The following is a 16,085-nucleotide window of genomic DNA, read 5'->3' on the forward strand; positions in this document are numbered from 1 at the left end:
TATTTTACCTGATCGTCTGTCAGAAAGCCAAAGTTAACCTGTTTTTGTAAAAAAATGATACAGACACCATAAAAATGTCGCGAACCAGCTGAGCCCGCAAAGAGCAAAAACAACTGCAATATAACATGGGGGAGTATATCGTACACGAACCGTGTTTCTTCCAGCTACTTGCTTAATCGTAGGTACGCCAATGTTAGACAGCGTCAGTGGTTTGATTTCTCGAGTTTTCTTACTTAATTTAGTATTTTGATAAACGACGATCGGCAATTGAATCCTTCCCGCTTCTTTGGCTTGCCAAGAAAGCACTAATTGATCATTTTTAACTGTCTTAGAAAAGTTCGTCTGATTATCGAGAATCTGCTTTTCATAGCTGACATATTTATTTTTCGTATCATTATGATAAATCGGTAAATAATCTGGACTGGATTTTTCTACCGCCTTCAATGCTTTTCCCAAATCCTTTGAATAAAAACTTTTTCGAGCCGCTGCTTCAGAAACACGGACAAACGTATGCTTGCTCGCTAACGATTGCTTATCCCATTGATTCAAGTCATGTGTAAGCAGCTGCAGACTTTGTCCGATACTGATTACACTTAGTAAAAGTAATCCACCAAATAGAATTCTTTTCCCGGCTAAATCCTGAAACAAGGAGGCTAAACAAAAGAGAAACAAGACCGTAAATGGCGCGAAAAATCGAAAAGGAAATTGGATCAACGAAATCAACGGAACCTGATGAGCGACCAGCCAATCCCAAGGAATTAGACTTGTCGAAAAAATAAAGAAAATGCCGCTAAAAATCAATAGCTGCTTCGTAAAGCGTCGCGTCTTATGCCAATAGACCAAATTAAGAAGTAAGCCTGCAATCAGTAATAGCCGCAAATTCCCAGGATAGTGTAGCCAATAGGCACCTCCCAGATCGATTGCTTTTTCGCTCATTTCTGGATTGGTAAAGGGCATCTTCAATTGATCTCCCCGGTTGATCAAAAATAAGCTGATCCAAACATTGATGGATAAACAGACATACAAGCCCACCGTTTTTCCCAATTCAAGAAGTGCTCTGCCCCATTGCTTTCGTGCGTAGTCAATAAAAAATGGAAAATAAATCAATCCCAGCATCATCGCCGTCAGGGTGTGAATCTGGGTCATCACAGCCATACTCAAAGCTATTTTAACAATCGGGAAATGATGATTTTTCAGATCCACCAGCGGGATCAAGCACAAAGGTAAAAGACTCGTACCCCAGCTGGTAAAGCCTTGATTCAAGATCCAATAATTAATGCCATAAGTAGTCATAAAAATAATTGCGGTTAGAAATGCGGTGCTTTCCCTGATTTTGTCGTAGGTCAGTAATTTAAATAGCGAACACCCCGCCAGCAAATAGACTAAAAAATTCGAAAGTACCTGATAACGAAACCAGCTGCCAGCAAGTAAGACAAGCATCCCTTGCAAGTAAGAAAACAGCGGTCCATATACCGCATTGACGATCCGACCAGATTGCTGAAAGCCGAAAAGCGAAATGAAATAACTAAAATTTCCAGTTTTGATTTGCTCGGCCGTTTCATAAAAACGATTGTAATGGAACAAGGCATCCGCCCCCAAAATCATTTTCTGCGTCCAAAGCTGTGGAACAACAAACAGCCCAGCGATCAAAAAAATAAACAAATAGTAACGATAACGTTTCATAAGCCGCCTCCGATTGTGTTGATCATTACGTATTTCACTCTATCGCAAATAAAAAAGAAAACGAAATAAAACGCCTATTCCCCCATTGGAAATAGACGCTTCTCTCAATCTTATTTTTCTACCGACAGCCACACAATCAATGTCCCAGTGATGGAAATCAAAGTGCCGATCAAAAGCATTGCCGAAACCGATAAAATACTTAAAATTTGTCCGCCGGCAAAGGCTCCAATAATCCCGCCAATCGAATTCGCTGTGGCCATCAAGGTTTGTCCCTTGACTAGATCCTTTTGCGGAATAATTTGATTCGTATAATAAACCGATGCCATGGTGTGCATCGCAAATCCTACCATCTGTAAGCTTTGCCCGGCATTAATCAGAAAAATATTTCCAGCAAACAGAATCAGCAACGCCTTCACCGAAAAGAAGAAGGCCGCAAAACGCATTAAGGAATGGATCTTGAAACGCCGTAATAGCCACGAAAAGAAAAACATTGTCGGCAGCTCACTCAAGGCTGCGATAGAAAGAGACGAACCTACATTGGCTTCTGTTCCTCCTAAAGGCTGCATAATTTGATACATATAGCTGTTCGTAATCGTATGAAACACAAATAACAAGGACACCCCGACTAGCAGCAGCATAAAGCGCTTATACTTTTTCGCAAATTCCAATAAGCCTATCGGTTCTCCCTCATGAGTCTCCTGAAGATGCTTGGGCACGATCGACTCCGAGTATTTCCCGCCATCCTTGCGCGTATCAATCGTTAATGTTACAAGTGCAAAGAAAAGAAAAATTCCGATTAAAAGAAATAGGATAATCGTTGCAGAAAACCGTTCGATCAAAACTCCAGTGATTGCCGCTGCTACCGCAAAAGCCAAAGAGCCAAGTCCCCGCGCCACACCAAAATTCAAGGCATAGCCGCGACTGATAAAGAAGGTTCCGATGGCAATCGTTAGCGGCTGCAAAAGTACCAGACAGGTATAAAGCAGGATGTAAATAAAGGCAATGACTAAGAACGCTTTAGGTAGCACCAGCAATATACTGGAAAATAAGACTAACAGCAACGCCATCCCTGCCGCCAATTGAGACAAACGAATCCGAGTCATTCGATCAGCAAAGGATGCCAAGAATGGTTGAACAACCGTAGCAACTAGATTGGCCAGCGACAAAACTGTTCCGATCTGACCATTCGTGAAATCACGTGACAGCAAGAACACCGAAGTAAACGTTCCCAATACCGAATACCCCATCCAATAAGGAACCTGCATACTGACATATTGTAGATTCAATTTGAGCTGATTCGACTTTTCCATGTTTCCTCCTAAAAAATATCGTTCTTTCATTATACCTGATATTACTACCGACAGCTATCTCAGCTATAGCTGTTTTTCAATTTAAAACAACAAAAAAAATCAGAGCATGAGTTTCCTCATACTCTGACTGATTCATTTTTTCGCTTTTTTATAGCACAGATTGCCGATCCATTGAACAAGCTGCACAAAAACAATCAGCAAAACCACCGTGCTATACATGATCGTATTATCGAAATTTTGATAGCCGTAGGTAATTGCTACAGCACCCAGACCACCCGCGCCCACCGTACCAGCCATCGCGGTATAGCCTAAAACGGAGATGATCGCCAAGGTCACGCTTGAGATCATACTAGGAAAAGCCTCTACCAGCATCACCTTGAAAATAATCTGCATATGAGTCGCCCCAATCGATTTTGCCGCATCTAAGGTATACGGATTAATCTCCAATAGATTATTTTCAAACAGCCGTGCCACATAAGGCGTCATCGCAAAGGTCAAGGGCACGATCGCCGCCGAAGTACCGATGGTTGTTCCTACGATGGAACGAGTAAACGGCATCAGTGCCACCATCAAAATAATAAACGGAAACGAACGAATAATGTTCACGATAAAATCCAGCAGGCGATAAACTTTCGCGTTAGGCGCTAAGCCTTTTTTATTTGTGATTACTAAAACAATCGCTAAAGCAAAGCCGATGATTGTCGCAATCAATGAGGAGACTATCACCATGATAAGTGTACTGATTAAATTAGGCAACAGTACTTGCGTGATCAAAACCGAATTACTCACCGCTCCTCACCTCCTGACAGCTGAAATGCCCTTGAGCGGAAAGCCTCAATAGCTTCTCTACATCGTTATCAGGGACTGATAACAGCAGTGTCGTCAAGGTCTCCGCTTTAAATTGTTCTGTCGTGGCCTTTAACAAATGCGGTGTTTTTATTTCCGCTTGTCGCAGCAAGGCAAAAAGATCCTCCTTCAAAGGTGTCACGATTTTTACTAACCGATGGTCTGCCTTCTGCACACCAAATTGCGTCTGCTGCTCTCCCGTGATTGTTTGCAATATCTCAGAATTATTCAAAAAAACCTGTTGGACCGTATCTTCCTCCACAATCTTTCCCTGCTGTAAAATAGCGACCCGATCACAGATTTTCTTCACAACCTCCATTTGATGGGTCACAACGACGATGGTTAGCCCCATCTTCTGATTCAATTTCAGCAACAGCTCCAAAATGCCATTGGTGATATTGGGATCAAGAGCTGAAGTTGCCTCATCACATAACAGAATCTCAGGATTCATGGTCAAGGCTCTAGCGATTGCCGCCCGCTGCTTTTGCCCACCAGATAATTGCCGTGGTTTCATTTGCGCTTTATCGGCGATTCCAACTTCTGTCAGCAATTCGTCTACGCGTTCTTTGATTGCTTCTTTAGAGTAGCCGCTGCATTCCAATGGTAGGGCGACATTTTTAAAAATCGTTTTTTGTTCAATCAGGGAATTTCCTTGAAAAATCATCCCGATTTTTTTCTTTATCTCCCGCAATTGCTTTTCCGATAGTTGTTCTAACAGCTGTGTACCGATTCTAATACTGCCGGATTGGCTTTGCTCCAATCCATTGATACAGCGCAGCAACGTGGATTTCCCTGCTCCGCTGATTCCTAAAATTCCCATGATTGATCCCGCGGGAATCGTCAGCGAAATATCCTCTAGGATTGTTTGCTTGCCGTAACTTTTATTAACCTGATCGATGACTATTTCCATCTACTCAACACCTAACGTTTCACGCCCTGATATGCGCCTCTAAAATAATTGTCGCGTTTGCGAACCTCATAAAAATCCGGAACCTCGTCCTCCGCGATTTTTTTGATGATCTTGCGTTTCTTTTCTAATAGCTCCATTGGATTCAGCGTTGCCTCAAGTCCTTCGATCATGCTTTCAAATTTCTCGTAAGGAATACCGACGCATAATTCCTCATCCTTCCAACGTGCCACATAGCGTGTCCCCGAGCACATCATCGAAATATTGATCAAACCAGTTTCATAAGGATAAGAGGTACCTTCCTGACAAATCGCCTGCATCCCCGTCATCTTGATGTTTTTCGCCTGTCCATTAAAATATGCGTTCCCCTGTAAGATTCGCATCGCATTAAATGGCGTAGTAATCATCAAAATAACGTCTGGTGCACTCTTCCAAGAATCAATCGGTTCAACCGCAACACCATAAGAAGGTTCTTTACAATAAACCATCTCATCCGCGATTGCCTTACTTACTTCAATATCCTTATACACACCCATGTTGGCATGCTTTTGACCGCTTGCACTGTAATCATCGTTTTCGATCAGTCCTAACGCAACCGCCGAAGCTGGACAGCCAAAATTATCGATCGACAGTTTCACACTGATTCCTTCCGTTGCCTGTTGGACTGCCCGACAATAAGGGACTAATTTTTTAGTCGCTGGTGCCTCATAGGTGTCAAAATCCGCCCGTGTTCGTAAAAAGCTGATCCCTACAACCCTACGCTCCAACTCTAATAAATAGTTCAACCGCCGATCTAGCTCTTGAAATTTACTCATAGAAAGTAAACACTCCCTTGAAATGATCATTGATTCCCTTCTTGCTCTCTTTTGTCGTAAAGGATTCATTGATTGCCTTCGCCCAATCCGTATCTTTATTTTCCTTCTTAACAATCAAGCTGATCGGAAAATCCTTCGCATGCTGATCACGAATTAAGTAATCCTTGTAATTCTCACCAGAGTTAAACATAAAGGTAAAGAAGCAGGTCGCTGCATCAAGATCCTCCAAGCTGCGAACCGTTTGTGCCTGTTCAATTTCTACGAATTTAAAATCTTTCGGATTCTCAACAATATCCAACGCCGTATAGCCTGATTTCTTCTCATCACTCAATTTGATTAAACCTGCATCCTGCATCATCAGTAAAGAATTGTCACGATTCATCGCGTCGTTCATAATGGCGATTTGCGCACCATCAGGCAACTCATCAATCTTGTCATATTTACTTGAATACAGGCCGATCCCTGTATAATAAACATGCGGCTTCATCATTGCCAGATCACCGCCCTTTTGTTCATTGAAGGATTTCATGAAGGGCTCGTGCTGTGCGAAAGACGCATCCACGTTGCCATCCTGAACCGCCTGCAGCGCTTCAATATTATTTGAAAACACCACAAACTCAGGTTTGTAGCCTTCTGCCTCCATTGATTTTTTCGCCGCCTTAAGCGAGTTCTCAGACACTTGATTACAGGCAATTTTAATATCCTTTTTCTCTTCTTTTTCCGTCGCCGCTTCCTTCTTTGATCCGCACGCTCCCAATACTAGAACCGCTGCTAACATCGCTAATCCAATCTTAAACCTTTTCATCGTCATTCCCCTTATCGTTTTTTTTAATCTTTACATGTGTGTGAGCGCACAAAAAAGAAACATACACTATCTGTATGCTCCTCCGATCAGCAGAAATAAACGTGAAAATCACGCAGCAAAGAAAGGAGGGAAATTCTGTTTACTCACTAACTTAGAGACTCTAAGTTCATTTTTCACTCAAACTCATAGCCGATAAATAAACAAAATTTTCACCTCCCAAAAATTATAAGCGTTATCATAAAGAGTATAGCTGAAAGAGAAACACTTCACAATAACTCTAAAAAAATCTCTAATAAATAAGAGGTTGTGACAGAAGTGGTCAGCTTCAAGAAATAAAAAGGAATTTCCGAAAATTGTTTCTCAAATTTTTTTGAAATTTCGGCTTATTTCCGAAGAAGCTACTTCTGAAACACCGTTTATTCGGAAAAAGAAGCTATGACAAGACTTTTGTCACAGCTCCTATAGTTGCAGCTATTTTCGTTTAAAGTAGATTAGACCGCTGGTACCTAAGACAACCATTCCCAACACAACAAAGATTAGTTGCTTTTCCTCATTTGTCTTTGGATAAACTTTTCGCAGCGTACCATCGATCCAAGTTGTACTACTTGGTGTTTTCGTATTAACATTGGAGGCCACAATTTTTCCTAGAACGGTTTTCTCAAAGACGACTTTCCCACCACTTGGACCTGTGATCGTAATCGTCACCTTTTGATCTTTCTTCAAAGCTAAGTCTTTGATATCAAGGATAACATTCCCTTTTTCATTCGATTTACCTAATGCGAATTTTTCACTCTTCTCAACAGAAACGTCAATTGTAGCATCTGCGATTGTTTTTCCAGTCAACTCTGTGTCGTCTTCGTAAATATTCGCAAATTTGGTAATTTTTTTGATTTGCTCCGTTTCTTTTGCTGCCGCATCGCCTAAAACATTGACTAAAAACTCTCCCTTACCGCCTTTTTCGCCGGTAATAATCAGGTGAACCTGGTCGCCTTCACGTAATCCTAATGCTTGCACGTCAATTTTAAATTCACCATCCGCACCTGATTTTTGAGGAGCTGCTGTCGCTGCTCGGGCTACCACTGGTTGAACGACGTTAGCCGCAGCCGTTTCCTTAACAGCTACTTCGACTGTCGCATTTGGAATGGTCTTTCCTGTCAGGTATTGTTCTCCTTCAAGATAGTCATTCAATTTTGTTTCAGCTTTGATTTTTTCCGTTTCTTCTTTTGCGGGATCAGTTGGTTCAGTAGTTGCCAATGTTTTGCGGCCTTCAATTGCTGCCGCTACCTTTTGGCCTTTTGCTTCTAAGTCCTTGATGTAGCCAATAAAGGTTTCCGTGTCAGGGTCTAATGCACCTGTTAGTTTAGCATTCGTGAATTCAGAGAAACCATCCCCGCCGCCGTATAAGAAATCATTGATGATTAGCTTATAGGTCTTATCGGCTTCGATTGGTGTCCCATTCGTTTTTTTCATTTCTTCGACGTTATATTGGTGTTCTGTGTCTGTTTCATCAGGATTTTTAATAACCGTGTATTTTAACCCTGAAACTTGAAGAAAGTAGCCGCTACCTCTAGCATCGTTGGGATCAAAATTAAAAGTCTGCTGATTCAACACATTCTCGATTTGCTGACCGGTCATCTCCACGATCTGCATGATATTTCCAAAAGGCTGAACTGCCTGAGCCGCTCCCCAAGTAATTGAAGAATCCGGCTTCACCTTCAGATCATCACGAATACCGCCATTATTCGTCATAGCAAAATCGACCGGTACACCATTTTTATTCGCCATATAGACTTGTGCATCAGTCACAAGGTTGCCGACTGGTGATTCACCCATCTCATTCACCGTACGAGAAATATCTTCTGCTTTGTCAGCTGTGCCGATTTTTTCTTCCGTTACTTGCGCAACACGTGTGTCCACATCTGCTACGATTTCTTCTATAGCAGCATCCTTCGCAATTCCTTTAGTCGGATCAACAGCGCTGACCGTTGCCTTTGGTGTCGAAGCAAAATCTTTAGTAGCTGGGTCGTATTCTCCCCGCAAGTCAATATAGCCTTTCCCTTGAGAAGTCGATTGAACGATCCGTGTATTTCCTACTACACCATTTGTATAAACATGATTATGTCCCGCAAAGAAGGCATCAACACTGTTGTCTGGATCGGTCTGTTTGACTTTATTCATGATCTCAGCAGTTTCCCCGCTTACCGTTTCACCAGATCCTTGCACCGATGGCGTATGACCAAGGACAACAATTGCGTTTACATCTTGATCAACAAGTTCTTTAGAATATTTGACAATTTCTTCGGCTGGATCAGTAAACGTGTAATCTTTATGATGTTCCGCTAATACAAGATTAGGAATTTCTGTAGTCACTACTCCAATAAAACCAATGTTAATTGGTTCAGCAGCAGTACCGACGTTTTTAATCGTATATGGTTTCCAGCCATAAGGAATAGAGCCGTCTTTTTCGTGTACGTTCGCTATAACTAAATCAAAACCGCCTTTTAACTCGTCTTGAGAATAGTCTTCGTTGTATTCCTTAACGATCGGTAAAAAGCCAGAGCTAGGATCTGGTTTAGTTCCCGTCAAAATTCGATTAAACTCTCCTAAACCTTCTTCAAATTCATGATTTCCTAACGTACCAACAGCAAATTTCATTTGATTTAAAATACGCATCGTCGGCTGATCCTGCAGTAAGCCTGAATTTGCTGGACTTGCTCCGACCATATCACCAGCCTGAACACGTAACGTTTTTCCTGTATTATTCTGAGCTTTAAAAGCAGTCTCTGCTTGATTAAAGTAGCCGGCTAACAATGCAGCGGTACCAGCATTAGACGTTTTATTTCCTGTAGCATCATAGTAACTCCCTGTCGTACTCAGAGCACCATGAAAATCATTAATTCCCAGCAATTGAATTGGGACAGTAGCTGTACTTTTTGGTTCATTGTCTAGTTCTGAGCTACTTTCAACTGTTGCTTCAACAGTCGAATCGGACCCTGTCGTCTGACTGCTGGTTTCACTATTTACTTCACTGATAGAATTTTCGTTACTTGTACTACTAATCTGCGTACTTGTTGCTTCTGTATTGATTGTTTCAGCTGCCGCAAACCCTGATGGCAAGGTGAAACCTAAGACTGTAAATAATGTGACTGCACTTTTAACTAAATTCGACTTCCTCAATAAATTCATCTCCTTCTTTTTAAAAACGCTTACAAAGAAGATGGTAGCAATTATTCACGAAATATTCAAATATTTTTCGTATTTTCTTTTTATTTTTTGAGTTTTAAACAAAAAAATAAGAGGCATTTCATTGTAAGCCATTAAAAATTTCAATAGAGCTTTTTGTTTTTGCTATGTCTCTTTTTGATTTATTCTCTATTTATCAACAAATTCTATTTCTAATTTTTTTGAAATATCGTCAGATTGATGAATCTATTACAATTATAGGCAAAAAAGAATCAGTTTTTTCTTCCTGATTCTTTATGATCTGTATTCGTTTCTACCCACTCGAAACTAACGTATGCAACGCTTCGTTTTTTTGAATTCGATCCAATAGTTCTGGATTGATTCGATAGCCCTTCCCCCAAAGTGTTTGGATCGCTTTATGGGTCAAATTCGTTTGCTGGAACTTATTCTTGATTCGTGTAATCGTACTGGATAAGGACGCTAGATGTGATTTATTAACTTCTTCATTCCAGATTTGATGACAAATCGTTTCTCGTGTAACGACTTTATTCCCAGCTTGAATCAAAATGAAGAGAATCTTTGTTTCAGTCTGGGACAAATGATGCAAGACCTCTAAAAATTGATAATTGTCTTCTGGTGAGACGATAGATTTTTAATACATTCGTTTTGATCAATGGTGCGTCATCAGATAACTATACGTATTTTTGGCTTTCATAAGCTAATTTTTGGGATTCTTGATGCTTTTTAGCGCGTGCGTGCATTTTCAACATTCAACCACGGAATCTTCATTTTTGATAATGACGTGTAAAATTCGCTTACTATTCCTAATAAACGAAAAGCAAACTCTCTTTACCTACTTCATTATTAATTCTTCGTAACTATCCCATTCAGCTATGAACTTATAATAACACGCATACTTTTTCCTTTACTAATAGATTTCGATATTGGCTCATCAATTTTTTGAACATCTAGTTTGCTTCATAATTATTTCATGAAGACAGAAATCTATGAGTTTTCTCAAGCTTGTATATGGAAGGAGGCACCTGCGATTTATTTAAGTATCACAAGCACCGTTCTATTAGTAAGAATCTTTATTGTAAAAAATTTGATAAATAGGATTTGCTTTTGAATCCGTTTTTGCATAGCACGTTCATAATACTACTCTTCTTCGTTTTTCAACTTTTTAAGTGTTTTTATATCCAATCCTGTTACCTTCGATACATAATCAATCGTATTCCCGGTTTTTAGCAATTCAAGAGCTACTAGTCTTTTTCCTTGTTCTATTCCTTGCTCGATTCCCTCTTCGCGTCCCTCTCGAAACCTCGTAGATAGAATCGCATCGCTAACAGCTTTGTCTTTATCAATTCGCATGATCATTTTTTGTTCCTCGCTTTCTAGGTTTAAAAAATCGGTTCTGGCTTTGGCTTCCTTGATATAATCTGGTGCCTGATCAGTTGTTTCTCCCGTTTTTAAGAAATAATACCAATGCCAAGCAGGATGCTGCTTGGCGATATTCTTATTTTTCAGGCTGAGAAAGCATAAAAGCAGCAGTTCCTGTGATTTTCGATTATGAAATGGACGATGGGTTTCTTCATTAGTAAACGAAACAGCTGCAGAGCTTGCTCATTCTCATCAAACAGATCAAAATCCAAAATATTGATTCCATAGGCTGGACACAGACTTGAAAAATTGTTCTTCTTTTCAGCTTCCTTTGTTTCGATCGCCCCAAATGGTGAACGATAGGCTTCGGCTAGATAAAAAATCACTCGCTCATGAAAACAATCATGAGATTGTATCTGGCATTCGATCGTGGCATGAGCACCATTTTCATCGATTGCTAAGACATCGACTTCAGTTCGCTTTAATTCGGATTGTTCATTTTCTTCGTAGGATTTTATATAACTGTCGATATGGTAAGTGACTGTAGGGGTTAGTGTCTTGAATTCAATGCCGATTAGGTCTTTGATAAAGGCTTTGAGAATGTGCTGGGAATCTTCTGAGCTAAAAAGTTTGCGAAAAAGTAGATCGTTGGTCGGTAAGTATTTTTGCATCGTTTTCCTGCCTTTCAGATAGCAGGATTTCTCGCCTACATTATAACATGGCAAAAAATCGCTATCAAAGTTCTTTTACTGTAAGATACGCAAAAGAAAAATCTGTCCATTTCCTGTGAAAGCTTTCATTTCATCAAAAAAATTGTCATTAATAAATAGGTTTTATATAACTTCTTTTATCGCATAAAATACAGTAAAACCTCACATATAACACCGTTTTATGGTATAGTTTGAATTATCGGAGGCGATTGTTCATGGACTTTTCTACCATTATAAAAATTGTTTTATTTATCCTTTTTATTACCACTTGTATTTTTGGATTTGCTTCGTTTCTTTTTCGTAAGTGGAAATAGCAGCAGCTAACGCATAGCATTTTATCTACTTACTAAACAAAAAGTAAAAATACACCTACGAAATCCTTCGCAAGTGTATCTATTTGGCTATTCTGCTTTTATTCATGTAATCCGCATCGCATCTAAAAATATCTTTCAGTGATATGAAAGTATAACTCTGACTGTCATTCGCTGAGTGGATTACCACTTCCCGTCTTTCTTACAAGGCTATAAATTCTATCAACTAAGCAACAATCGGATCAATCGATCTTCATTGTATTCAGCAATTAAATCAGCAAACTCACAGAGCAGCTCACTTTCTTGAATTCTTTTTCCATCAAAGGAACCTTTATAATGACTGACAATCGCCTCAAGCTTACTGAAGGTGTTCGCAAGAAAATACCCATCGCTAGGAAAATCATTTTCCTGATCAAGCTTTAGCTGTTTGACATCTTTCAACAGATCCTCCTTCTTTTCTTGATACCAAGCCTTTGAAGACTCCCCGCCGATTGCTAATTCAGCTCTTAACAGATTGTCAAATCCCTCCAACAGGTTTTCAAATGCTATAGGGTCAAAACCATAAAACTCTTGTGCCTTCAAATAATCTGATAAGTAGCGGAATGTCTCGGCCAATTCAGCATTTCCATTCGGATATTGGGTCAGCTTATATTTTGGGATAAAGATTTTTTTCTCGATTTCTTCTTTAGTTTGTGTTTTATAGACCTTCACCAGCTTCGTTCGAAAGAGTTTTCTTTTCTTGATCGTCTGCTCATTAGTAAAGAAATTAGGCAGCAGCTCATTGATAAAAAAGGCATACGTATCCGCGACATTGTATGTCTGACCAGCCTCAATACCTGATGTAGAGTAGTCAATATACTCCCAGACCACATCTACGACTAGCTTCTCCAGGTCCATGTCGGATTGTTTATAATATCCATAAACACTGAATAACTCTCTGCCTTGATCGTCATCGACACCGATTTGATTGGGATCTGCATAAGGTGAGAAGATATAGCCATTTTCATACGCTCCATTATTTGTTTGGTACTTCTGGACATGTTCTCGAACTTTTTCCCACATTTCCACATCTAGCTGCATCAGCTTAAACCTTCGATAATCGCCGTAATAGGGCTCAAAAGCAAAGGATTGCAGATCTTTTAGGAAATCTGTAATCTTCGCAACATATTTTTTTATAAATGTATCAACTACCACGCCTAATTCGTCTACTTCATGCTGATACAAATAAGCGACACTGTTTCCAAAATCAACAAAATACTGTCCCAAATCCTCCAGATATAATCCAATGTATTTTCGCATTCCTAAGCGTGCATCAGTTTCCTTGCCGAAATAGAATAATCCCAATATTTCCTTGTGATTCAAATGAACCCCTGGATCTGACACCTTCAACAGCCGCGCAAATGTGATCGAGCAGTTACCATCCTGATCATTTTTAGGAAAATCAGCTTCTAAAGAGACACTTTTATACTTAATCGTTATAGAATTCTCCTTCTCATCGACTAGCAACTCCTCTGAGAATAAAGATTTTTCCGTAAAGGTTTCAATATCGCGACTGATCCGATCTAAGGTCCCATTGAATAAATAATTATCAAACTTCTCCATACGTTCAAAAAATTCACTTGGAAATTCTCTGGCGTTCTTTGAGAGTAGATTTTTTTTAGGAATGTCAAAGACCACCGCTTCCTGATTCGGCGTAAGCTCCTCTAGTTTTTCAAAGAATTGTTCAAATGGATCAATCCAATAAATATCATCATGAGCAAGATCAACATAAAAAAGAAAGGTTAAGCACCTTTTCTTAAACCATCTTCGGACTGTTGCTGTTTTTAATCGCAGGGATAAATAGTCATCCTTATCTGCAACTCTTTCCAATTCTCGGTATTGAACATAAAACTCCTTTCGATCCTCTACTTCATCTGGCGGAAGCACACAGTAAAAGTCGCTGCCAAAGTCTGTGTGCATGATGTTTACCGTGCAATACTCTGACAGGCGAGTGCCCAATAATGTTTCAACCTTCTCTTCAATTTTTGGCAAAGCCTCCATTTTTATTAGCATTGATTTTCCACCTCATCTTAATTTCATCATCTATCAAACATTCATGTATATTAGGACTGTTTAGTAAGAAACCTCGTAACCCAGATCACTGGAGAACTCCAGCTCCTTATTCACTTTCGGCACTAATGAGATAAAGTTCTTTTTTAGTTGATATCCCTATAAACAAAATAACATTTTTTGCCACCTAAGTAAATGGAAATCAACTATTATCAGTTATATATAATTGTGAATCTTGTTCGAAAAACTAATATGTAATTATTAAAATAATAGAAAATAATTAATGGTGTATATTATAAAATGGCATTATTTCGTATGAGACGTTATACTTTTTGGAAAAGGCCTGAGATAAATGAAAGACATTATTGAAGATATCCTCATTTACATTGAGGAAAATATTTTTCTAGATGAGTTGAAAATCGAGGATATCTCTGCATATTTCGGTTACGATAAGCATCACTTTAGTAGAGAATTTAAGCGTCTTACCGGATACTCGTTGCGAGAATCTATTTCAAGTTTAAAAGCGGAGAAAACAATTGAACTACTGGAACAAGAGGATCGGATTATGTTCATTCAATCTTCGGTCGGTTACTCAAGTTCCGGAAGCTTCTCAAACACCTTCAAAAAGTATACGGCAGCTCACCTAAACAATATAAACAGAAAATGACGGACCTCTATTCCACCGCAAACTGTTTGAAGCAAGTGAGGAAGAAGCGGTCGACACTTCACGATTACTTTGCGCCCACCCATCAAGGAAGACCCGCCTATTCTGATCAATCTGGTCAAGCTTCTTTCTTCTGTCTTCAAAAAGAACACAATCTAGAATAATTTTTCCTAAAATGGCTATGCTAGAATGAATGTGTAGGTGATCAGATGATCCAAGCAAGTGTTCCTTTTATCTTATTTGATGATACATGTGAGCAGGCTTTAGCTTATTATGCTGATGTTTTTAATGCAGAAATCGTTGAAAAAATGACCTTTAAAGACATGGGCTACATAGAGGATGATCAGCGCAGCCGATGTATTGCTAACGCGACTTTTAAGCTGGTAAATCAGTTCTTTTATGCGGGAGATGTAGTCGAAAGGAACGATTTTCAGCCTATCACATCTAATGGTCGTATCTCTTTTTGGCTGGAGTTAGAGTCTTATGAAGAGATCACGACTTTAGAAAGCCAATTGATCAAGACCGGATCCACGAGTCTTGTTGGTCTGCACAAGACTTTCTGGGAATCTCATTATGCGAAGCTACAAGACAAATTCTGCGTTATATGGGAATTGAATGCACAGTAAAAGAAAGCCACCTACGAATAGCTTTGTCGCAGGAGGCTTTATGTTTATGCTAGATACAGTCCAATTATTTATACTTATCAACAATAAGAAAGAAATACTCACTCTGTCCAAAGAGTTTCTCCAAATAATCCGCCGATAACTTTTCAAGCTTAACCTTATTCAGTTCTTATACATCAAACTTGCCTTCCCAGATATTCCACAGCTCGAACGCCACTTCCAATGATTGAGATAGTGAGAAAATAGGAGTTGAAGAGGTTGTGACAGAAGTGGTCAGCTTCAAGAAATAAGAAGGAATTTCCGAAAATTGTTTCTCAAATTTTTGTGAAATTTCGGTTTATTTCCGAAGAAGCTACTTCTGGAACACCGTTTATTCAGAAAAAGAAGCTATGACAAGTCTTTTGTCACAGCTCCTCTCGGCTAATTCATAAATAAACGATTTTTCGGTATAGTGGTTGATCGTTCCCTCATCTTAGTCTCTAGTCACCGATAATATATCTGCTGCTTCGTCTAGCAAAGCAACCATTTTCTCATCAAGATCAATCGCTTTTATATCAGTCCCTAAATTTTTCTCTAAATCAGCTAGACATAGAAGGGAAATTCTCAAGCTTCTTCAAATCATTAATGGACATTTCATTAGAAAATGAGGTAGTGTGTGGTAATTCTAATTTTTGAAAGCTAGCAAGGCATAAATCGATAGACATAGCTGATTTCTCCAATATTTTTGTCTATTTTATACTTTACAACAGGCGACTAAAAATTTCGTTAATATTTTTTAATAATGAGTGCAAAATCCGTT

General features: G+C 39.4%; 13 protein-coding genes. 2 read left to right on the forward strand and 11 right to left on the reverse strand.

Going from position 1 to position 16,085, the window contains the following annotated elements; all coding sequences use genetic code 11:
• Positions 1 to 33: 33 nt before the first annotated feature.
• The 11 genes from AUF14_RS10880 to AUF14_RS10925 all read right to left on the reverse strand — a co-directional run bounded on the left by AUF14_RS10880 (position 34) and on the right by AUF14_RS10925 (position 14,002).
• Positions 34 to 1,683 carry a membrane protein gene (locus AUF14_RS10880; protein ID WP_049218753.1) on the reverse strand — a complete coding sequence of 550 codons (1,650 nt, stop codon included), beginning with the start codon at positions 1,681 to 1,683 and terminating at the stop codon, positions 34 to 36.
• A gap of 110 nt (positions 1,684 to 1,793) precedes the next feature.
• Positions 1,794 to 2,993, reverse strand: coding sequence for an MFS transporter (locus AUF14_RS10885; protein WP_049218754.1), 1,200 nt, complete (start codon positions 2,991 to 2,993; stop codon positions 1,794 to 1,796).
• 132 nt (positions 2,994 to 3,125) lie between these two features.
• Positions 3,126 to 3,782, reverse strand: coding sequence for a methionine ABC transporter permease (locus AUF14_RS10890; protein WP_049218756.1), 657 nt, complete (start codon positions 3,780 to 3,782; stop codon positions 3,126 to 3,128).
• Positions 3,775 to 4,749 carry a methionine ABC transporter ATP-binding protein gene (locus tag AUF14_RS10895; protein ID WP_049218758.1) on the reverse strand — a complete coding sequence of 325 codons (975 nt, stop codon included), beginning with the start codon at positions 4,747 to 4,749 and terminating at the stop codon, positions 3,775 to 3,777. The genes AUF14_RS10890 and AUF14_RS10895 overlap by 8 nt, the downstream gene beginning before the upstream one ends.
• A gap of 11 nt (positions 4,750 to 4,760) precedes the next feature.
• A complete protein-coding gene (locus AUF14_RS10900; RefSeq protein ID WP_225844213.1) occupies positions 4,761 to 5,561 on the reverse strand; it encodes a DUF169 domain-containing protein in 801 nt (266 codons plus the stop codon).
• A complete protein-coding gene (locus AUF14_RS10905) occupies positions 5,554 to 6,366 on the reverse strand; it encodes a MetQ/NlpA family ABC transporter substrate-binding protein (protein ID WP_049218760.1) in 813 nt (270 codons plus the stop codon). The genes AUF14_RS10900 and AUF14_RS10905 overlap by 8 nt, the downstream gene beginning before the upstream one ends.
• Positions 6,367 to 6,837: 471 nt before the next feature.
• Entirely contained in the window at positions 6,838 to 9,543 is a 2,706-nt protein-coding gene (locus tag AUF14_RS10910; protein ID WP_102866037.1) for a bifunctional metallophosphatase/5'-nucleotidase, read from the reverse strand.
• A 319-nt stretch (positions 9,544 to 9,862) separates the two neighbouring features.
• Positions 9,863 to 10,147 (reverse strand): helix-turn-helix domain-containing protein, encoded by a 285-nt coding sequence (locus AUF14_RS10915; protein ID WP_053089569.1) that lies wholly within the window; start codon positions 10,145 to 10,147, stop codon positions 9,863 to 9,865.
• Between the two features lie 560 nt (positions 10,148 to 10,707).
• Complete coding sequence (locus AUF14_RS22785; protein ID WP_227656341.1) at positions 10,708 to 10,926, reverse strand: transposase; 219 nt, start codon at positions 10,924 to 10,926, stop codon at positions 10,708 to 10,710.
• 146 nt (positions 10,927 to 11,072) lie between these two features.
• On the reverse strand, positions 11,073 to 11,600 hold the full coding sequence (locus AUF14_RS22790) for an Rpn family recombination-promoting nuclease/putative transposase (RefSeq protein WP_225844216.1): 528 nt from the start codon (positions 11,598 to 11,600) through the stop codon (positions 11,073 to 11,075).
• A 572-nt stretch (positions 11,601 to 12,172) separates the two neighbouring features.
• A complete protein-coding gene (locus AUF14_RS10925; RefSeq protein ID WP_049222118.1) occupies positions 12,173 to 14,002 on the reverse strand; it encodes a DUF4365 domain-containing protein in 1,830 nt (609 codons plus the stop codon).
• A 349-nt stretch (positions 14,003 to 14,351) separates the two neighbouring features.
• Here AUF14_RS10925 and AUF14_RS10930 point away from each other — a divergent pair, with 349 nt between their 5' ends.
• Together AUF14_RS10930 and AUF14_RS10935 are read left to right on the forward strand one after the other, a co-directional pair.
• Positions 14,352 to 14,666: a helix-turn-helix domain-containing protein gene (locus tag AUF14_RS10930; protein ID WP_053089570.1), complete on the forward strand. Its 315-nt coding sequence runs from the start codon at positions 14,352 to 14,354 to the stop codon at positions 14,664 to 14,666.
• A 206-nt stretch (positions 14,667 to 14,872) separates the two neighbouring features.
• Complete coding sequence (locus tag AUF14_RS10935; protein ID WP_049222120.1) at positions 14,873 to 15,289, forward strand: VOC family protein; 417 nt, start codon at positions 14,873 to 14,875, stop codon at positions 15,287 to 15,289.
• Positions 15,290 to 16,085: the final 796 nt, after the last annotated feature.

Source organism: Enterococcus avium, from assembly GCF_002891025.1.
Taxonomy (GTDB): Bacteria; Bacillota; Bacilli; order Lactobacillales; family Enterococcaceae; genus Enterococcus_A; species Enterococcus_A avium.